Origin of the sequence: Brucella sp. IR073 (assembly GCF_049065735.1) — a bacterium.
In the GTDB taxonomy this organism is placed as follows: Bacteria; Pseudomonadota; Alphaproteobacteria; order Rhizobiales; family Rhizobiaceae; genus Paramesorhizobium.
Map to the genome: position 1 here is coordinate 14,894 of NZ_JBAKHD010000013.1, position 18,239 is coordinate 33,132.

Here is an 18,239-nt window from a genome sequence, read left to right on the forward strand (position 1 = left end):
ATCGGACATTAATCGTCGCGATAAACCTTTTCCCGCCGCTCGTGCCGCTCCTGCGCCTCGATGGACAGCGTCGCGATCGGGCGGGCGTCCAGCCGCTTCAGGCTGATCGGCTCGCCGGTTTCCTCGCAATAGCCATATGTGCCGTCCTCGATGCGCTGGAGGGCGGCGTCGATCTTGGCGATCAGCTTGCGCTGCCGGTCACGGGCGCGCAGTTCGATGGCGCGGTCTGTTTCCGATGAAGCTCTGTCGGCAAGGTCGGGATGATTGGCGTTTTCCTGCTGCAAGGCTTCGAGCGTTTCGCGGGCCTCGCGGAGTATGTCATTTTTCCAGGCTATCAGCTTTGCGCGGAAGTAAGACTTCTGCCGCTCATTCATGAACGGCTCGTCTTCAGTGGGCCTGTAGTCAAGGTCGATCAATTCACTCATGTCTGAATCACCCCACATCTAGGAGACGCGAGCGCCTATATAGGTCCAGATGCAACAACGCACAACAAGAAACGAACAAGCAGCACCACTTTTTAGTGCATTGATTTTGCTGAAAATTGCAGCGTTTCCTTTATTACCGTCAACGATGATGCGCTTTTGCATCGCCACCCCGGCGACAATGAGGCAGCGTGTAGGTTATGAATTGCGTTGCCAACCGGGATATCGAAATGACTCGCCTCTATCTCCTCCGTCACGCCAGAGCCGTCCGCGCTGCACCCCGAATGGATGATTTCGACCGCCCGCTGACCGAAGAAGGCAGGCAGGAAGCACGCATAATCGGCAAGGCCATGGAAGCAGCTGGGTTTGTCTTCGATATGGCGATCTGTTCCACTGCGAAGCGCACGCGCGAGACGCTCGAGCAGTTGCGTCCCGCTCTGAACCTTCCCTTCCCCATCGTCGACAGCCGGGAGCTTTATTCAGCCGGCGCGGATGAATATCTCGAAATCATCCGGGAAGCGGCGCCGGCAGCGGCCTCGCTGCTGGTGATCGGCCACAATCCTTCCATCGCCGAATTGGCGCTCATGCTCGTAGGGCAAGGCGATCCGCTCGCGCTACGACGGCTTTCGGAAGGGTATCCCACCGCCGCCCTCGCGGTGATTGATTTTCATGGTCCGCTCGCAGAAGCTGAGACAGGCGCCGGAACGCTCCACGCTTTCATCACGCCTGACGACATCGCTGATATTTAACCGTTTCACCGGCTTTCCTAAGTATATTTCGAACCGGACTGGATTTCGATGAGGGCAATTTGGCGACTCTGACCACCCTGACGGACGAGGCGAAGATTGCCTTGGATACGCTGGTCGACCGTACGGGCGGCCTCGTTTCCCCGTCGCTGCGCCTCGGCGTAACCGGCCTCTCCCGCGCCGGCAAGACGGTGTTCATCACCGCGCTGGTGCATAATCTCATCGCCGGAGGGCGGCTGCCGCTGTTCGAGGCGCAGAAGCAGGGCCGCATTGCCCGCGCGTTTCTGGAGCACCAGCCGGATGATGCCGTGCCGCGCTTCCAGTATGAGGAGCATCTGAAGGCGCTGATCGACCTCAGGGAATGGCCGGAATCGACCCGTGCCGTCTCCGAACTGCGCCTGACCATTGAATATGAATCCGCCTCCGCCTGGAACCGGATGTTCTCCAAGGGGAGGCTTTCAGTCGATATCGTCGATTATCCTGGCGAATGGCTGCTCGACCTGCCGCTTCTGAGCAAGACCTATGCGGATTTTTCGCGCGATTCCTTTGAGCTGGCCCGCCTGCCCGCCCATGCCGAACCGGCGGCGCAATGGCTTGCCGAGGCGCGCACCGCCGACCCGGAAGCACAAGCCGACGAACTGACGGCGCAGCGGCTCGCGAAAAGCTTCACTGCCTACCTTCGCGCCGGCAAGGCGGATGAGCGGGCGCTTTCCACCCTCCCGCCCGGCCGCTTCCTGATGCCCGGCGACCTCGACGGCTCGCCCGCCCTCACCTTCGCGCCCCTTCCTGACCTCCAGGGCAAACACGCCGCCGGCTCGCTGGCCGCCATGATGGAGCGGCGTTACGAGGCCTACAAGACCCATGTGGTGAAGCCCTTCTTCCGCGAGCATATCGCCCGGCTCGACCGCCAGATCGTGCTGATCGACGCCATGCAGGCGATGAATGCCGGCGCGCCTGCCGTTGCCGATCTCGAACGGGCGCTGACCGAAATCCTTTCCTGCTTCCGCCCAGGCCGCACCAATTTCCTGACCGGCCTCGTGCAGCGGCGCATCGGGCGCATCCTCGTCGCCGCCACCAAGGCGGACCATTTGCACCACGAAAGCCACGACCGGCTGGAGGCGATCGTTCGCCGCCTGGTCGACCGGGCAATCAAGCGCGCCGATTTTTCCGGCGCGGAAGTGGATGTGCTCGCCATGGCCGCCGTCCGCGCCACCCGCGAGGCGACGGTGACACAAGGCCGCGACACCCTGCCCGTCATCATCGGCACGCCGCTCAAGGGCGAAATGATCGACGGCGAAATCTTCGACGGAAAAACGGAAACCGCGATATTTCCCGGGGACTTACCCAAAAATCCGGAATCGATCTTTGAAGAAGCCGCCCACCCCGCCCATGACATCATCCGCTTCGTCCGCTTCCGCCCGCCGAGGCTGGAGCGAACCGCCGAGGGGCTGACACTGTCGCTGCCGCACATCCGGCTCGACCGTGCGCTGCAATTCCTGATCGGAGACCGCCTCGCATGACCGGGACACCGCCTCGCAGGCCCGCCGCCTTCCGCCTCGACAGCCCGTCCGTCTCCGCCGAGGGCGGCAAGAAAGAGGACGACGCCGCGCCGGAGAAAAAGCCCGCGCGCAAGCCGACCGCGATCCGCGACATGGCCGTGGTGACACCCGCACCCGTCGATGTCTTCGAAGCCGAAGGCCTCGACCGCGACGAGATGGACGCGCTCACCCCGCCACCGGCCTTGCCGCCGCGCAGGAAATTCCCCTTCGGCGGCATTCTCGCGGGCGCGCTGGGCATTCTCCTGTCGCTTGCCATCGGCATCTGGACGGATGACCTGATCCGCGCCCTCTTCGACCGCTCCACCTGGCTCGGCTGGGTTGGCCTCGGCGCCGCCGGCGTCGCGCTACTGGCATTTCTGATCGTCATAACCCGCGAGGCGCTGGCGCTGCGACGGCTCGCCTCCGTCCAATCCCTGCGCGAGGAAGCGGCGGATGCGGCGGCGCGCGACGATGCCCGCCTTGCCCGCGACTCCGTGGCCAGGCTCACAGCTATCGCCTCCACCCTTCCCGCCACGGCGCGCGGGCGCGAAATGCTGAACTCGCTCGAAGGCGATATCATCGACGGGCGCGACCTCATCCGCCTCGCCGAAACGGAAATCCTGCGCCCGCTCGACCGCGAGGCGCGCGGGCTTATCCTCGCCGCCGCCAAGCGCGTTTCCGTGGTGACGGCGGTCAGCCCCCGCGCGCTTGTGGATATCGGCTATGTGATTTTCGAAGCGGCGCGGCTCATCCGCCGCCTGTCGGAGCTCTATGGCAGCCGGCCCGGCACGCTCGGCTTCGTCAGGCTCACGCGCCGCGTCATCGCCCATCTCGCCGTCACCGGCACCATCGCAGTTGGGGATAGTTTCGTGCAGCAGATCATCGGCCACGGCCTCGCCTCGCGGCTTTCCGCGAAGCTCGGCGAAGGCGTCATCAATGGCCTGATGACCGCGCGTATCGGGATTTCTGCCATGGATATCGTGCGCCCCTTCCCCTTCATAGCGGAGAAACGGCCGGGCATTGGCGACTTTATCGGCGACCTCGCCAGGCTCACAGGCGAACAGACAGGCAAGAAGAAGGATTGACATTCAGCGCGGCGCAAACCAAGCATTAACCAATCGCGCCGATTATTCGGCATTGAAACGCCCCGTGCAGAGCTCCCGAGTCCGTCCCATGAAAAATTGCGTTGCCGCTTGTCTCTTTCTGTTGCCGCTGGCAGGCGCGGTTTCTCCGGCTGCCGCCGCCGACAAGGATGAGCGCTTCTTCCGCAATGTTGAGGGACAATGGACCGGGCCCGGCGAAATCGTCGCGGGCAAATACAAGGGCACGAAATTCATTTGCACCCTTGCCGGCACCACGCCTGAAAACGATGTCGGCATGACACTCGACGGCTCCTGCCGGGTCGGCGTCTTTTCCCAGCCCATGAAGGCGACAGTCACCCGCAAGGGCGGCACCTATACTGGCATCTTCAACGACGGCGCGGCGGGCAAGGGCCTCGACGTAACCTCGGGTACTGTCAGCGGCGACCGTGTCGTCTTCGGCCTCAACCGCAAACAACTGAACGGCGCCATGCTCGCCCGCATCGCCGACGAGAACACCATGAACGTCACCGTCTCCGTGCGCGTCGACAAAGAGCTCGTCCCCGTCATCGGCATGAGCCTGAAGCGCGTCGACGCCGCGGCAGTTAGCAGCATCGCGAAAAATTAAGTGCCATAGCGCAGGAACCCCTGTGCTATCAGCGCCCTTAACGATGCGACCCTAGACCGGCTTTCTCTGAAATTGCTTCAGACACCCATGTGTTAAGCGAAACGCCGCTTTCCGCGCTCATCATCGCGGCGCGGCGATGTAGTTCTGGCGGAATGCGGACGTTGAACGAGCCCTTGAATGGCTTGTTTGGCTCTCGCCCGAATTCTGCACAATCCGCCAGATATCCGTCGACCATCTCACGAAAAACCTGGTCGGCTTCGCTCGCATTGTCGAACTGGGCCACCAGAACGTCGTCTATATGGAGAACGCGCACGAACAGATGACCGTCCTCAAACTCGACGGCACCTTGATAGCCTTTATAATGCAGCGTCTTCATATCAACCCCTTCGATATTAATGCATCCCGAACTTGCTTGACCAAGTAAAGCTGAATTTCATTGCCGGGATGCGGTTCGTGCAAGGTGATGATGTGGCCGGTATCACGATTGAGGAAGCGCCTCCTGCTGCCTCCGCGGGTGGTTTTCTCCTCATATCCAAGCCCTTCCAGAATACGGACCAGTTTTTTATACCTAAATGGTCCCACACATTGCTTAAACTCCTCGATCAGCTTGTCTAACTGCGTCACTGCGCCCCCAAATTAATGATCTCCACAGAATTCTGCAACTGAAATTTGGTTGCAACCCGGCAAAGCTATCCGAGATGCCACCACACTTTCTCTCCCGCCAGCCTCTCCACCCCCTTATCATCACACGCGTCCCGCCATTCCGCCACCGTCCGGCCATTCACCGCCAGCCCCGCCGCGATTTCCGCCAGCGGCACCAGCACGAAGGCGCGATCGGTCATGCGCGGGTGCGGCAGCGTGAGCGTCGGCGCGTCCAGATGCTCCACACCCTCGAATGCCAGCACGTCGATATCAATCGTGCGCGGTCCCCAGCGCTCCAAGCGCAGCCGCTTCAAGCCTTTCTCGATATCGAGGCACGCATCAAGCAGCGCTACGGGAGAAAGCGCCGTTTCGATTTCCGCGCAGGCATTGTGGAACCAGGCCTGATCCGTCTTGCCCCAGGGCGGCGTGCGGTAGACGGATGAGACCTTGACCACGCGCGCATCCTTGCGCTCGTCCAGCATACGCAGCGCCTGTCCCATCGCCGCGACGGGATCACCGATATTGCCGCCGAGGCCGAGCCATGCGCGCTTCATACTGCTTTATCCCCGCGCGCCTTTAGAACCGCGTCGGCGACCTTGAGCGCATCGCGGTTTACCGGCACATCGTGCACCCGGAAAACATCCGCGCCCTCGAGCCGCAGAATGGCGGAGGTCGCTGCCGTGCCCACATCCCGCTCCGCCATGTCGCGCCCCGTCAGCGCGCCGATGAGCCGCTTGCGCGAGGTGCCGACGAGCAGCGGAAAGCCGAACGCGCGCAATTCCCCGAACCGCGCCATCAGCGCCACGCCCTCATGGGTATCCTTGGCAAAGCCGAAGCCCGGATCAAGCACGATCTGGTCGTCCCGGACCTTGGCCGCGCGGGCGATTTTGAGCGAGCGGTCGAGGAAAGCGAACTGGTCGGCGATCACGTCAGGATCGCGCTCCCGCTCCCGGCCCGTATGCATGATGACGAGCCCGGCCCCCGTTTCCGCCGCTATATCTGCAATGCCCGGCTCGCGCTGCAGGCCCCAGACGTCGTTGACGATATGCGCCCCCGCCGCAACCGCCAGCCGCGCGGTTTCCTCGCGATAGGTATCGACGGAGATAATGCAGTCCGTTTCGCGCGCCAGCGCCTCGATCAACGGCAGGACGCGCGCCTGCTCGGTCGCCGCATCAATGGGCTCAGCTCCCGGCCGGGTCGACTCGCCGCCTATGTCGATGATGACAGCGCCTTCCTCGCGCATGCGGCGGGCCGCTTCGAGCGCGCGCGGCAGGTCGTCATGGCTACCCCCATCGGAGAAGGAATCCGGCGTCACATTGAGGATGCCCATGATGATGGCCTCCTCTCCCAAGATAAGACTGCGCCCATGGGCGAGCTGCCATTCCCTTCGCATGCGTCCGTTTCCTTTATCGATTCCCGCGACAATTATATTTGTCTTGACGATTGTGCGTCATGGTGAACCTATCCGCCACCCGATTGTTATATGGGCGATTTCATTGGCATAAGCCGCAAAGGAACCGGGTTGAAGATAATGTTTATGCATAAGGTTCTGGTCGCAACGGCTCTCTTTGCCGGCGCGGCCACTGCGGCGGATGCGGCAACCGTTTTTCGCAGCTACAGCTACTACACCGTCCAGGGCAAGACCGCGGCCGATCTCGACCGAGCCCTCGCGCGCGGCGGTCCGCTGTTGAAAAGCACGGGACAGCATCATCCGGGCGCGGCGCAGATTCGCTTCGATGCCAAGGCGCGCTACCGTTCGGACAAGGGCGCGTGCCGCGTGACCGGTGTCTATGTCAATGTCTACGCCAAAATTATGCTGCCGCGCTGGAAGCAGCGGCGCCGGGCCGGGCCGGAACTGGCGCTCGTCTGGGACACGCTGGCGCAGGACATCAAGCGCCACGAGGAGAGCCATATCAGCATTGCCCACAGCCATGCGAGCGAGATCGAACGGGCGATCCGCGCCCTACCCTCGCGCCCTGACTGCGCGCAGCTCCGGGACGACATCAACAAGGTGACCGAACGGCTGATGAAAGCGCATGACATCGCGCAGAAGCGATTTGACTATGTCGAGACGCTCAACTTCGAAAAGCGCTTCGAGCGTCTGCTCACCTACCGGCTGGAGCGGACGCTGACGAAGGCGGTGGATTAGTCGCAGCCTCCCCCTATTAGGGACGGCCTATGGTCTACTGCACCCCAAGCTTCTTCTGCAAGCTCGTCGAAGACGTCGTATACTGGAACACCACGCGCTCGCCGGGGTTGACGATCCGCTTCGCCGCCTGGGTCATCAACGCCGCCTCGTGGAAGCCCGAGAGGATGAGCTTCAGCTTGCCGGGATACCAGTTGATGTCGCCGATGGCAAAGATGCCGGGCTCAGACGTCTCGAACTTCTCCGTGTCGACGGGAATGAGGTTTTCGTGGAGATTGAGTCCCCAATCCGCGATGGGGCCGAGCTTCATCGTCAAGCCGAAGAATGGCAGCATCCGCGTCGCCGCAAGCTCCTTTTCGCCATCCGGCCCCTTGATCGTCACCCCAGAGAGTTCGCCATTCTCGCCCTTGAGGCCGGTCACTTGGCCAAGCTCGAAGGCGATACCGCCGCTGTCAACCAGCTCGAACATTTTCTTGACGCTGTCGGGCGCAGCGCGGAACTCGGCGCGGCGATGCACCAGCGTCAGGCTTTTGGCGATGGGTTGCAGGTTCAGCGCCCAGTCAAGCGCGGAATCGCCGCCACCGACGATCATTACATCCTGGTCGCGGAACGCTTCCATGCGGCGCACGGAATAAAAGACGCTTTTGCCCTCATAGGCTTCGATGCCAGGGACGGGCGGTCGCTTCGGCTGGAACGACCCGCCGCCTGCGGCGATCACCACCACCTTGGTCTCGAAGATCTCTCCCTCGTCGGTTTCCACATGAAAGCCGCCATCCGCCTGCCGCTCGACCCGCGTGACCATGCGGTTGAAATGGAATTGCGGCGAGAACGGCTTGATCTGCTCCATCAGCCGGTCGACCAGCGCCTGCCCAGAGATTTCCGGCCAGGCCGGAATGTCATAGATGGGTTTTTCCGGGTACAGCTCCGCACATTGCCCGCCCGGACGGTCGAGAATATCGATGAGGTGACATTTGAGATCGTAGAGTCCCAGCTCGAAAACGGCAAAGAGCCCGACCGGCCCCGCCCCGATGATCACCACGTCCGTGCGGATAATGTCACTCATTTGGTCGTCCCAACCCCTTCATTTTCTGGCAATGATCTGCTTTGGGATCATTGCTTCAGCTCTGCCGTTCCGGAATATGCACCACGAGGCCGTCCAACTCGTCCTTGACCTTGATCTGACAGGAGAGCCGCGAATTGGGGCGGACGTCATAGGCGAAGTCCAGCATATCTTCTTCCATGGGAGACGGCTCGCCGACAATATCGGTCCATTCCTCGTCCACATAGACATGGCAGGTCGCGCAGGCGCAGGCGCCGCCGCATTCCGCATCGATGCCGGGAATGGCATTGCGAATGGCGTTTTCCATCACGGTGGAGCCGTTTTCCGCCTCCACCTGCGTGCGCGTCGCGCTGTCGAACGAAACAAAGGTGATTTTTGTCATGCCTAGCCCCAAGCGGTACTCTGATCCAGGCAGATACTGCTTTGCATGGTCGAGTGCAACCGCTTGGGCGGCCAAAGCGAATTACCGGCTGATTGCGGCAATGAACTCCTGCACATCCGTCAGCGCATCGCGCAGCGCAGCCGCGGACTTCTCATCGGAGGGATTGGCTTCCACCTTTTCGGCAAGCTCCGCCACCCGGAAAGCGCCGATGGAGCGTGCCGAGCCTTTCAGCGAGTGAGCGAGAAGCCCTCTCTCCTTGCCCGTCACCTGGCCGATCCGGTTGGCCACGCCGCTCGCCTGCCGCGAAAACAGCGACAGCACCTCAGCCTCCAGCGCGCGGTCGCCGAGCGTCTGGCGTGCCAGATGGACCAGATCGATGGCCCGCGCACGGGACCGGCTGGCGACACCTTCGCCGCCCGGCTGGGTGAAGGCTATCGCAGGGTTTGATAGACGGGAAACCTGAGCTTGGCTTTGATGGGCAACCGCCATTGTTAATTCTCCTTGGTTCTTTTGCGGACGGCGAATGAGTACGCCTGAAACAAATCTGAGAGCGGTCTATTTCTTTACAAATGAACAGCCCATGAACGCTTTGTTCATGCCGTAAATCCGCTGTGGACGCAGCCGCGCTGTGCATTTTCGTTTGGCTTGAAAAGTGGCATATTCACGGCTCGCGCCTGTGCCGGGGATCAAGATTTCCACACTCTGGTTAACAGTGCGTAATCGCAAGGGACTTGAGTTTTATAAGGTCTCGGCGCCGGCTCGATCTGGAAGTGCGTCCGGAGCCTTATGTCGAATGATGTGAATTGCAGAACGAGGCCCTAGCGGCCAAGCGCGTTAACCCTGTATTTAAACTTTTAAGCAGTTGCGAATTCAGCTGTTTCATTCCGGTAAATCAGCCGGTACGATGCAGGGTGGCGTTGATAGAGTCCGATGCAGCATCCGCGCCGATGCGCATCAGCGTGAGTACGAGGTAAGTAACGGTGATGGCCCCAAAGACCAAGGCGGAGAAGATCGACCTCGAAGTCGAGGAAGCGCTGGAAAAAGCTCTCGATTTCGATTTCGACGATGACCTGGGAATCGACATGAACCTCGGCTCGCTCGATGAAAATTTCTCGCTGTCCGATCTCGAGGAGCAGATCTCGCGCGCTGCTGCCGAGCTCGCCAATGAGAAGAAGGAAGCGCCCGCCTCTCCGGCCCGGCCAATTCGCGCCACGGAAAGCGCCGCCGCGGATATCGCGAAGAAGCAGCCCGCGCCCACGGCGCCGGCCGATGTCGCCGCGCCTCCTCCGCCGCCCGCCCCGCCCCGTGTGACGGCGGCGCCCGTTTCGGAGATGTCGGCAGCGTCCGCGCCGAAGGCGGAGCCGATGGGCGAGCCGCCCGCTTTCCTGACCAAATCTGCCGAAACCCAGCCCAAGGCGGCTTCGCTCACGCCCGCCAATGACGATCTTCGGCGCGAAGGCGCGCTTCCGCGCGGGCTGGCGCAACGCCCGTCGAACCGCATTTACTGGACAACCACGGCTCTCTCCGCGCTCTGGACCGCTGGAGGCCTTGCCGTCGGCCATTCGCTAAGCCCGTCCGGCCTTACCTCGGCCGGGGCGCTCAGCAATTTCTTCACGTCCCCTGCGGGTCTTGCCGTCGCAACCGGCATTGCCGTTCCAGTCCTGATGTTCTGGGGCTTTGCCCACATGCTGCGCCGCGCGCAGGAAATGCAGTTCGCCGCGCGCACCATGACCGAAGCAGCCTTGCGCCTTGCCGAGCCCGAATCGGTGGCCGGCGAGCGCGTGGTAACTCTGGGCCAGGCAGTGCGCCGCGAAGTGGCGGCGATGAGCGAGGGCATCGAGCGCACCCTCGCCCGCGCCGTCGAGCTGGAAACCCTTGTGCAGACCGAGGTCAACGAGCTCGAGCGCGCCTATACCGACAACGAAATCCGCATCCGCACGCTGGTCAGCGAACTCGGCAATGAGCGCGAGGCCGTTCTGACTCACGCCGAGCGGGTTCGCTCCTCGATTTCCGGTGCGCATGAGCACCTGAAGGAAGAGCTGTCCGTCGCCACCAACGCCATCCGCGAAAGCGTCGCAGGGGCAACGTCGCAACTGACCGAGCAGATGATGCGCTCCGGCGACAATTTGGTGGATCGCCTCAATGACAGCGGCAATTCCATCACAGTCGCCATCGACACGCGCGCCAATGACGTTTCGTCCCGCATCGCCGCGTCAGGCGAAGCGCTGACCAATGTGCTCGATACCCGCATCGCCACCCTTGGTGCACAGACCGAGACGGTGGTGTCCACGCTCGCAGACGTGCTCGACCGGCGCACCGGCAGCATCGCCTCGCTGCTGGGCGACACCACCCAGAACATGGTGAGCGAGTTCGACGCCCGCCTTGCGGCCCTCGACAGTACGCTGGCCGAGCGCGGACACTCCCTCCTCAACGAATTCGAGACCCGCGCCCAGTCGCTCGACGCCAGCACCGAGAAGCTCAACGCGGCGCTGGAAGCGCGTGCTCGTCAGATCAATGAGAACCTCATCGCCCGTACCCGCGAAATCGCCGAAACCTTCTCCGAAGGCCGCACGACGATCAGCGAAGTCATGGACGAGACCAAGACGCGGATTTCGAGCGACCTCTCCGGCATTGCCGAATCGGTGTCGAGCCTGCTCAACGAAAAGGCCCTGAACTTCGCTGGCCAGCTCGCCGAGGGCCGCAACGCGCTCGCCGCCTCGCTCGCCGGCGAAACGGACCGCGTCTCGGCCATCATCCGCGATCATACCGACACGCTCGCCACCCACACCAACCGCATCCAGGATGCGGTGGCTGGAAGCGCGGCGATGCTCGACGGTGTTACCGAGCGCCATGCCTCTCTGCTCGAGGAACGCACCGCCGCGGTCCGCGCCGCGATTGCCGAAAACAGCGCGCTCCTAGATCAGACTTTCGAAAGGCATGGCAGCCTGCTCGACGACCGCGTCGTGGGCCTGCGTGCCGCGCTGGCGGAAAACGACGCCGTTCTGCAGAACGCTTTCGAAACCTATGCCCGCTCCATCGATCAGCACACCCATGGCGTCCGTGATCTCCTTGGCGAGAGCCAGCAGGCGCTCGTTCAGGCGCTCGACGAGCGCGCTCGTGGCATTCGCGAAATCCTCAGCGGCAGCGAGGATGCGATTGCCCGCACCATCGACGAGAAGACCCTGAACGTGCATGGCGTTCTCGTCGCCGGCCAGGACGGGCTCGCCCGCGCGCTGGAGGAACGCACCGCCGAAATCCGCGCGACGCTGGGCCAAAGCCGCGACATGCTGGATGCAAGCCTCAGTGAGCACGCCCGAGCCCTCGACGAGCGCACGGCAGGCTTCGGCTCGGTGCTTGCACAGAACCAGGCCGTCATTGCCGATACGCTCGGCGGCCATGAGCGCCTGCTTGAAGACCGCGCCGCGGAAATCCGTTCCGCCCTCGCCCAGACTGCCGAGACGCTTGGCGAAACGCTTATGGATCAGAATACAATCCTCGAGCAGCGCACGGCCATGCTGCAGCAGACCATCGGCGAAAGCAGCATAGCCATCAGCCGGGTCTTCGACGAGCAGACCGGCGTCATCGACGAGCGTACCTCGACCATGCAGAAGGCGCTTACCATCGGCGTCGACAATGTGCGCAAGTCGCTGGAGCAGAGCGCGCAGGTGGTTGCCGGCGCGCTGCGCGAAAAGATCGTCGAGGCAGCCGGCACGCTTTCCGCCGAGGCCGCGAAGGCCGGCGAGGCGCTCGACGGCTATGGCGAGTTCTTCAGCAGCCATCTCATCGAGAATCTGAGCGCGACGGAAGCCCGCCTCAACGAGCGCGCCGATGCCATCGCCATGAATCTGGGCGAGATCGGCTCGCGCGTCGCCACCGAGCTCGGCTCCATCGAGGCCCGCATCAACCACGTGACGGAAAGCACCTCCGCCACGCTGGAAGAACGCACCCGCGAGCTCAATGCCGTGCTCGCCGCCCGCTCGCAGGAGATCACCCGCATTCTCGCCGACACGGCGGAACCGCTGGTCGAGCGCCTTGCCGACAGTGGCCGCGGCCTCGCCACCCAGCTGGAGGAAGCCACCCATGCCGCGACCGACCGGCTGCGGGCCGAAAATGCGGCGCTCGTCAGCGCGCTCGCCAGCCGCACGGCGGAAACCATCTCCGCCATCCAGGAGGCCAAGAGCGGCCTTGCGGACAATGTCGGCGAGCTCATCGACCGTCTGGCGGCTTCCAACGCCAAGCTTGGCGACCTCATCGACAGCGCCACGCGCAATCTTGGCGATATCGACACCCGCCTTCTCGACACCACATCGTCCTTTGCGGAAAACACCAACCGCGCGGCGCAGACCTTTGCCTCCGCGGGCCGCCTCATCGACGGCAATCTCAATACGCTGAGCGGCCTCTCCAACGAGACGCTGAAGCAGATCAGCAGCATTGCCGAGCGTTTCGAGGAACATGGCCGCATGCTCGGCGCTGCCAATGCGATGATCGGTTCGGCGCAGGACAATCTCGCCGCCACGCTGGAAGAACGCGCCCATGCGCTGCAGGAACTGGCCGCCGGCCTCACCGAGCGCTCGGAAGGCATCGAGCATGTCATGCGCTCGTTCGAGAAGCTGGTCTCGACCGCATTCGAACGCGCCGAAGGCCGTACCCGCATGTCGGCGGAGCAGCTGCGCGCCACCATCTCCGACGTGGTGGAACAGGCGTCGCAGAAATTTGCCAACGCCACCGACGAAATCCGCCGCACGGCGGCGGAAATCCGCGCCGAGCTCGACGAGACGCGCGGCGAACTGAAACGCGGCGTGCTCGACATGCCCGCTCAGGCCAAGGAATCCACCACGGCCATGCGCAAAGCGGTATCCGAGCAGATCAACGCGCTGCGTGAGCTGGCCGAGATCGTCAACAAGTCGGGTCGCCTCATCGATGTCGGTGAGAGCAAGGCCGACCGGCCCGTCTCGCGCCCGGCCCCTCGCCCTGCGCCGGCGCCAGCGCCCGCCCCGGCTCCCCGCGCGGCTGAACGCGGCTTCGGTCTGGAAGACCAGATCGTCCTGAACAACAGCCGCGAGCGTGACCGGGAGCGCGCCGCCCCCGCACCGGTGTCCTCCGCCGCGCGCAGCAGCGGCAGCTGGGTCTCCGACCTTCTCGCACGCGCCTCGCGTGAGGAAGAGCCCGAGCCGGTCCGCGCGCCCGCACCCAGCACGTCGCGTTCCCCGGCTCATGTGGTCGAGTCGCTGAATTCGCTCTCAGTGGATATCGCCCGCGCCATCGATCACGATGCCTCGGTTGAGCTCTGGGAACGCTACCGCCGCGGCGAGCGCAACGTCTTCACCCGCCGCCTCTACACGATGAAGGGCCAGCAGACCTTCGACGAGATCAAGCGCAAGTACCAGTCGGACAGCGAATTTCGCCGCGCAGTGGACCGTTACATGGACGACTTCCAGCGCCTGATCGAAGACGTCGCCCGCAACGACCGCGACAACATGGTGACGCAGACCTACCTGACCTCCGATACCGGCAAGGTCTACACCATGCTCGCCCATGCCAGCGGGCGGTTGCGGTAATAGCTGGATAGATACTGAAGCAGAAAACGCGGCTCTCACGGGCCGCGTTTTTGTTTGGAGGTCTGGCGCTCAGGTTGTTCTTATTGTGGGATCGCCAAGCGCTCTCGTCTTTCGAAGATTCGCTCCGCTTCGCATTCAGGGATGACTGTCGAAGATGAGAGCGCACAACTCAGCGTTCAGGGGAAGCATAACCGCTTCCAGCGCGCCCTCAACCGTCAGATCACCGACAGCGTCCAACTCACGATTTCGCCAGTGACCTTGTCGAAGGCGGCGTTGAGAGCTTGCACATAGGCGGCATTGCCGGTGCCGTTGACCGGCACGGAGGCGGTGAAGACGCGGGTGGCGCGGATTTCACCGTTCTTATCGTTCATCACCTTGGCGCCGATCTCGACGATCGCGATCGGCCTACCGCCAAAAGCGTCAACGCCGAAGGTGCGGATATCGGTGATGATCTGATAATCGATGGCAAGGCCTTCGCCCGGACGCCCGACGCCACCCAGAAGGCCGGTATTGTCGAACGCCTGCACCAAGCGCGACTGCACGATGCTCGGCAGCCGGTCGCCCCATTGCGCGCCCTTCAGATATTCGATCTCGTCGGGGGAGGTATTGACGACGATATTCTGCCCGTCCAGCGCTTTGAGCGCTGCCGGGTTCTGGATCAGGATCTGCACATTCTTGCGGCTCTTCGCCGATACCACCGGCCGCGACGCGTTGAGGTCGAAAGTGTCAAGCGGAACCGTGCCGCAAGAAGCGACAGTCACGGCCAGCAGCACCATGCCGGCGATACGCGCGGTGTGTGAAACCATCGTCAAGTGCGACCGCCCCTTTTCACGTTTACTTAATCTCATGGAAATTCAACGGGATCAACGCCGGTTGCGTGCGTCATATTGCGGGACATTGCCCTGTCCACCGAAAATGAGCCGTTGCGGGTCCCGTTCGAGGTCGGTGATCGCCTGCTCTATGCGCTGGATGGAGCGGCGGCTGTCGGTGACCAGCGCCTGCACGTCGCGCAGGCCCTGCCCGGAAAATCGCTGCAGATTGTCGGCAATGGGCCCGAGCCGCGTATTGAGCGTATCGGATGTGCGCTGGATGGATTGGAGCGTCGCCCTGGTTTGCGCCACGACGCTGTCCTTGCCGTTGTCGGAAACCAGCGCATCGACCTTCTGCATCACGCTGTCGGCCCGCGCCGAAGCTGCATTGAGACGCGCCATCATCTCGCGGGCGTCCTTGACGATCTGCTGCACATCGCCGGTATTGCCCGCAAGCTCGTCAAGCATCTTGGAGTTCTTGGCGAGTGCATCGGTGAAAGTCTTGGTATTCTCCACTGTTTGCGTCAGCGGCTGGCGCACATCCTTGATGAATGCGTCCAGCCCGTCGAGCACATTATTAGCCTTGGCGGCGATATCCTGCGCCGTTTCCAGAAGATTGGTCACCGCGGAGGGGTCGCCATTGATGAGCGCCACCTGGCCAGCCTTTTCCGCCTCCTCGAGAAGATTCGGCTCGTTACGGCTGCCGCCTTTCAGTTCCACATAGGCCTGTCCGGTAAGATTGAGAATGCCGAGCTGCGCCCTGGTCGAGCGGGTAACCGGCGTTGTGCGGTTCACTTCGGTCAGCACATTGACATTGTTCGGATTGATCGGGTCGAGTGTGAGCCTGCGCACATCGCCCACCTTGATACCGTTGAACATGACCGGGCTGCCGATGGAAAGACCGCTGACCGAGCCCGGAATGCGAATCTCGAGCGGCGCCGTATCGCGGTTCTCGCCATAGCGCGCGGCCCAATAGACGAAGGCGAACGCCGCCAGGCACACCAGCAGCGTGAATATCCCCACCAGAACGTAATTGGCCTTTGTTTCCATCTCTTATCCAGTGGCTTTCATGTCTAGCGGGCCTGTGCCCGCCGCCGCGTCGGCGCGGACGGGTCGATCTGGCGCGCGCGCTTGCCGCGAAAGTACGCCTTCACCCAGGGATCATCAACCTCAAGCATGGTTTCTATGGTGCCATCGACCAGAACCCGCTTCTTACCGAGCACCGCAATGCGGTCGCAAACGGAGAAGAGGCTATCGAGATCGTGTGTCACCATGAACACCGTCAGTCCCATCGTATCACGCAAATTGGCGATCAGTTCGTCGAATTCCGCCGCGCCGATGGGGTCAAGCCCAGAGGTCGGCTCGTCGAGGAACAGGATATCCGGATCGAGCGCCAGAGCCCTCGCCAGCGCCGCGCGCTTGATCATGCCGCCCGACAGTTCGGATGGAAGCTTCTCCGCCGCATTCTGCGGCAAGCCGACGAGATCGATCTTCAGCCGTGCCAGCTCGTCCATCAGCCGGGGCGAAAGGTCGAGATATTCGCGCATCGGCACCTGAATGTTCTCCAGCACGTTGAGGGCGGAGAACAACGCGCCGTGCTGGAACAGCACGCCCATGCGCATGTCGATCTCCATCTTCTCGATGTCAGAAACCTTGTCGGTGTCATGACCGAAAATGCAGATCTCGCCCGACGATTTCTGATTGAGGCCCAGAATAGTGCGCATCAGCACCGACTTGCCCGCACCCGATGGCCCGATAAAACCCAGGATCTCGCCGGGATAGACATCGAGCGAGAGTTTATCGAGAACGGTCTGGCTGCCGAACGAAACGGTAACGTCGCGCACGGAAATCACCGGCTCGGCGGCGTAATCCGCTTCCTCCCGCTCTGTTGCCATCGCTTGCGCCATCCGTCCCGCCTAAAAGTTGATCGCCGCATAGAACATCGCGAACAGCCCGTCCACGACGATCACGACGAAGATCGATTTCACGACGGAAGCGGTCACGCGCCGCCCGAGCGATTCCGCGCTGCCCTTCACCTTCATGCCCTCCACCGAGGCCATGATGCCGATGATGATCGCCATGAAAGGCGCTTTGATGAGGCCCGCGAGATAGGTGGAGGTGTCGACGGCGTCGCGCAAGCGTTCCAGAAACGCGGCCGGCGGAATGTGCGAATAGGTCGCCACGACGAAGCCCGCACCGGCGAGCGCCGCGAGATCTGCAACGATGGTGAGAAGCGGCAGGGCAATAACGAGCGCCACCAGCCGGGGAAAGACGAGGACGCCGATGGGATTGAGCCCGATGACGGTGAGCGCGTCCGTCTCCTCGCGCATTTTCATCGACCCGATTTCGGCTGTGATTGCACTGCCCGAGCGTCCCGCCACCATGATGGCGGTGAGAAGCACGCCCAGTTCGCGCAACACCAGAATGCCGACCAGATCGATGACGAAGATTTCCGCCCCGAAATAGCGCAGCTGGAATGCGCCCTGCTGCGCGACGATGCCGCCTACGATCGCCGACATCAGCACGATGATCGGCACCGCTCCGACGCCCATGCGATCAAGCTGGTTGACGATGGGAGCTATGCTGATGCCATTGCCCCGTCCCAGCTTCATCTGGGACCCGCGAATGGTCGCGCCCAGAATATGCATCGCCATCAGGAAATCATCCCGGGCGGAATAGGTAAGCTTACCCAGCGCCTCCAGCATGCCGATGATGAAAAAGGGCGGCTTCGGCGGCCTGTCCTGAGCCTCGCGGTCCACCGCCTCGCCGACCGCCGAGAGCAGCGGCTTCCAAGCCTCGCGCCGCCCCTGCAGCTTCACCTCCACATCCCGCGCCCGAAGAGCGTGACTCAACCGCTCGATCAGCCAAGCGCCTGCCGTGTCGAGACCGACGACATCGGAAAGGTCGATTGTTGCGCTCGAAAAGCCCTGTTCGCCCTGCAGCTTGCGCATCGTGCCATCGACCAGATGGACGCTATGCGACGTCCAGCGCCCGCTGAGCGCAATCGTCGCGCCGGTGGCGGAATGCGTCACCTCGATCCTGGGTGTCGTGTCGGGGGCGGCGCTTGCTTCGTCCGCAACTTCGGTCAACATGTTCTTATTCTTATAGAGTCTTTCGATTCTGATCGAGACTTTTAGCACTCCGCAGCCAAACGGAATTGGTTTGCGCGCACAAATGCGGCCAGGGTAATGCCATTTAAGGCTTTGCTGATCAAAATAATTTTACTTGG

The 18,239-nt window shown here is 62.5% G+C and carries 18 protein-coding genes; 6 read left to right on the top strand and 12 right to left on the bottom strand.

The genetic code is table 11. The features are described from left to right. Positions 1-8: 8 nt before the first annotated feature. Positions 9-425 (bottom strand): RNA polymerase-binding protein DksA, encoded by a 417-nt coding sequence (dksA, locus tag ACOWVG_RS18330; RefSeq protein ID WP_420963794.1) that lies wholly within the window; start codon positions 423-425, stop codon positions 9-11. Positions 426-652: 227 nt separating this feature from the next. Between dksA and ACOWVG_RS18335 the strand changes: the two genes are divergently transcribed. From ACOWVG_RS18335 to ACOWVG_RS18350, 4 genes are all read left to right on the top strand, one after another. Then, entirely contained in the window at positions 653-1,171 is a 519-nt protein-coding gene (locus tag ACOWVG_RS18335; protein WP_420963795.1) for a SixA phosphatase family protein, read from the top strand. A gap of 59 nt (positions 1,172-1,230) precedes the next feature. After that, positions 1,231-2,688, top strand: a complete 1,458-nt coding sequence (locus tag ACOWVG_RS18340) for a YcjX family protein (protein ID WP_420963797.1) — start codon at positions 1,231-1,233, stop codon at positions 2,686-2,688. Next, entirely contained in the window at positions 2,685-3,791 is a 1,107-nt protein-coding gene (locus tag ACOWVG_RS18345) for a YcjF family protein (protein WP_420963798.1), read from the top strand. Before ACOWVG_RS18340 ends, ACOWVG_RS18345 begins: the two co-directional genes overlap by 4 nt. 88 nt (positions 3,792-3,879) lie before the next feature. Beyond that, positions 3,880-4,413 carry a hypothetical protein gene (locus tag ACOWVG_RS18350; RefSeq protein WP_420963800.1) on the top strand — a complete coding sequence of 178 codons (534 nt, stop codon included), beginning with the start codon at positions 3,880-3,882 and terminating at the stop codon, positions 4,411-4,413. A 37-nt stretch (positions 4,414-4,450) separates the two neighbouring features. On the opposite strand, the gene ACOWVG_RS18355 is transcribed toward ACOWVG_RS18350, so the two are convergent. The 4 genes from ACOWVG_RS18355 to folP all read right to left on the bottom strand — a co-directional run bounded on the left by ACOWVG_RS18355 (position 4,451) and on the right by folP (position 6,448). Beyond that, positions 4,451-4,789, bottom strand: coding sequence for a type II toxin-antitoxin system HicB family antitoxin (locus tag ACOWVG_RS18355; protein ID WP_420963801.1), 339 nt, complete (start codon positions 4,787-4,789; stop codon positions 4,451-4,453). Further along, positions 4,786-5,037, bottom strand: a complete 252-nt coding sequence (locus ACOWVG_RS18360) for a type II toxin-antitoxin system HicA family toxin (protein ID WP_420963803.1) — start codon at positions 5,035-5,037, stop codon at positions 4,786-4,788. The genes ACOWVG_RS18355 and ACOWVG_RS18360 overlap by 4 nt, the downstream gene beginning before the upstream one ends. 65 nt (positions 5,038-5,102) lie before the next feature. Continuing rightward, a complete protein-coding gene (folK, locus tag ACOWVG_RS18365) occupies positions 5,103-5,609 on the bottom strand; it encodes a 2-amino-4-hydroxy-6-hydroxymethyldihydropteridine diphosphokinase (protein WP_420963804.1) in 507 nt (168 codons plus the stop codon). Continuing rightward, positions 5,606-6,448 (bottom strand): dihydropteroate synthase, encoded by an 843-nt coding sequence (gene folP, locus ACOWVG_RS18370; protein ID WP_420963805.1) that lies wholly within the window; start codon positions 6,446-6,448, stop codon positions 5,606-5,608. The genes folK and folP overlap by 4 nt, the downstream gene beginning before the upstream one ends. 144 nt (positions 6,449-6,592) lie before the next feature. Between folP and ACOWVG_RS18375 the strand changes: the two genes are divergently transcribed. Beyond that, positions 6,593-7,204 (top strand): DUF922 domain-containing Zn-dependent protease, encoded by a 612-nt coding sequence (locus ACOWVG_RS18375; protein ID WP_420963807.1) that lies wholly within the window; start codon positions 6,593-6,595, stop codon positions 7,202-7,204. Between the two features lie 34 nt (positions 7,205-7,238). Here ACOWVG_RS18375 and ACOWVG_RS18380 read toward each other — a convergent pair whose 3' ends face one another. The 3 genes from ACOWVG_RS18380 to ACOWVG_RS18390 form a co-directional block, all read right to left on the bottom strand. Then, positions 7,239-8,264, bottom strand: coding sequence for an NAD(P)/FAD-dependent oxidoreductase (locus ACOWVG_RS18380; protein WP_420963808.1), 1,026 nt, complete (start codon positions 8,262-8,264; stop codon positions 7,239-7,241). 55 nt (positions 8,265-8,319) lie between these two features. After that, positions 8,320-8,643 carry a 2Fe-2S iron-sulfur cluster-binding protein gene (locus ACOWVG_RS18385; protein ID WP_420963809.1) on the bottom strand — a complete coding sequence of 108 codons (324 nt, stop codon included), beginning with the start codon at positions 8,641-8,643 and terminating at the stop codon, positions 8,320-8,322. Positions 8,644-8,724: 81 nt separating this feature from the next. Then, complete coding sequence (locus ACOWVG_RS18390; protein ID WP_420963810.1) at positions 8,725-9,132, bottom strand: Hpt domain-containing protein; 408 nt, start codon at positions 9,130-9,132, stop codon at positions 8,725-8,727. A 494-nt stretch (positions 9,133-9,626) separates the two neighbouring features. On the opposite strand from ACOWVG_RS18390, the gene ACOWVG_RS18395 reads away from it, so the two are divergent. Continuing rightward, complete coding sequence (locus tag ACOWVG_RS18395) at positions 9,627-14,201, top strand: kinesin (protein ID WP_420963811.1); 4,575 nt, start codon at positions 9,627-9,629, stop codon at positions 14,199-14,201. A 215-nt stretch (positions 14,202-14,416) separates the two neighbouring features. Here the strand turns inward: ACOWVG_RS18395 and ACOWVG_RS18400 are convergent, their stop codons facing one another. From ACOWVG_RS18400 to ACOWVG_RS18415, 4 genes are read right to left on the bottom strand one after another with little or no spacing between them, the layout of a single operon-like run. Continuing rightward, positions 14,417-15,007 carry an ABC-type transport auxiliary lipoprotein family protein gene (locus ACOWVG_RS18400; protein ID WP_420963831.1) on the bottom strand — a complete coding sequence of 197 codons (591 nt, stop codon included), beginning with the start codon at positions 15,005-15,007 and terminating at the stop codon, positions 14,417-14,419. A 57-nt stretch (positions 15,008-15,064) separates the two neighbouring features. Continuing rightward, positions 15,065-16,060 carry an MlaD family protein gene (locus ACOWVG_RS18405; RefSeq protein ID WP_420963813.1) on the bottom strand — a complete coding sequence of 332 codons (996 nt, stop codon included), beginning with the start codon at positions 16,058-16,060 and terminating at the stop codon, positions 15,065-15,067. Between the two features lie 23 nt (positions 16,061-16,083). Next, positions 16,084-16,917 carry an ABC transporter ATP-binding protein gene (locus ACOWVG_RS18410; protein WP_420963814.1) on the bottom strand — a complete coding sequence of 278 codons (834 nt, stop codon included), beginning with the start codon at positions 16,915-16,917 and terminating at the stop codon, positions 16,084-16,086. A gap of 9 nt (positions 16,918-16,926) precedes the next feature. Then, positions 16,927-18,102, bottom strand: coding sequence for an MlaE family lipid ABC transporter permease subunit (locus ACOWVG_RS18415; RefSeq protein WP_420963816.1), 1,176 nt, complete (start codon positions 18,100-18,102; stop codon positions 16,927-16,929). Positions 18,103-18,239: the final 137 nt, after the last annotated feature.

Coding starts and splice junctions, on each gene's coding strand:
- folP (WP_420963805.1), bottom strand. CDS start 6,448: ATGCGAAGGGAATGGCAGCTCGCCCATGGGCGCAGTCTTATCTTGGGA.
- ACOWVG_RS18405 (WP_420963813.1), bottom strand. CDS start 16,060: ATGGAAACAAAGGCCAATTACGTTCTGGTGGGGATATTCACGCTGCTG.
- ACOWVG_RS18375 (WP_420963807.1), top strand. CDS start 6,593: ATGCATAAGGTTCTGGTCGCAACGGCTCTCTTTGCCGGCGCGGCCACT.
- ACOWVG_RS18345 (WP_420963798.1), top strand. CDS start 2,685: ATGACCGGGACACCGCCTCGCAGGCCCGCCGCCTTCCGCCTCGACAGC.
- dksA (WP_420963794.1), bottom strand. CDS start 425: ATGAGTGAATTGATCGACCTTGACTACAGGCCCACTGAAGACGAGCCG.
- folK (WP_420963804.1), bottom strand. CDS start 5,609: ATGAAGCGCGCATGGCTCGGCCTCGGCGGCAATATCGGTGATCCCGTC.
- ACOWVG_RS18385 (WP_420963809.1), bottom strand. CDS start 8,643: ATGACAAAAATCACCTTTGTTTCGTTCGACAGCGCGACGCGCACGCAG.
- ACOWVG_RS18355 (WP_420963801.1), bottom strand. CDS start 4,789: ATGAAGACGCTGCATTATAAAGGCTATCAAGGTGCCGTCGAGTTTGAG.
- ACOWVG_RS18415 (WP_420963816.1), bottom strand. CDS start 18,102: ATGTTGACCGAAGTTGCGGACGAAGCAAGCGCCGCCCCCGACACGACA.
- ACOWVG_RS18350 (WP_420963800.1), top strand. CDS start 3,880: ATGAAAAATTGCGTTGCCGCTTGTCTCTTTCTGTTGCCGCTGGCAGGC.
- ACOWVG_RS18395 (WP_420963811.1), top strand. CDS start 9,627: ATGGCCCCAAAGACCAAGGCGGAGAAGATCGACCTCGAAGTCGAGGAA.
- ACOWVG_RS18380 (WP_420963808.1), bottom strand. CDS start 8,264: ATGAGTGACATTATCCGCACGGACGTGGTGATCATCGGGGCGGGGCCG.
- ACOWVG_RS18400 (WP_420963831.1), bottom strand. CDS start 15,007: ATGGTTTCACACACCGCGCGTATCGCCGGCATGGTGCTGCTGGCCGTG.
- ACOWVG_RS18410 (WP_420963814.1), bottom strand. CDS start 16,917: ATGGCGCAAGCGATGGCAACAGAGCGGGAGGAAGCGGATTACGCCGCC.
- ACOWVG_RS18335 (WP_420963795.1), top strand. CDS start 653: ATGACTCGCCTCTATCTCCTCCGTCACGCCAGAGCCGTCCGCGCTGCA.
- ACOWVG_RS18390 (WP_420963810.1), bottom strand. CDS start 9,132: ATGGCGGTTGCCCATCAAAGCCAAGCTCAGGTTTCCCGTCTATCAAAC.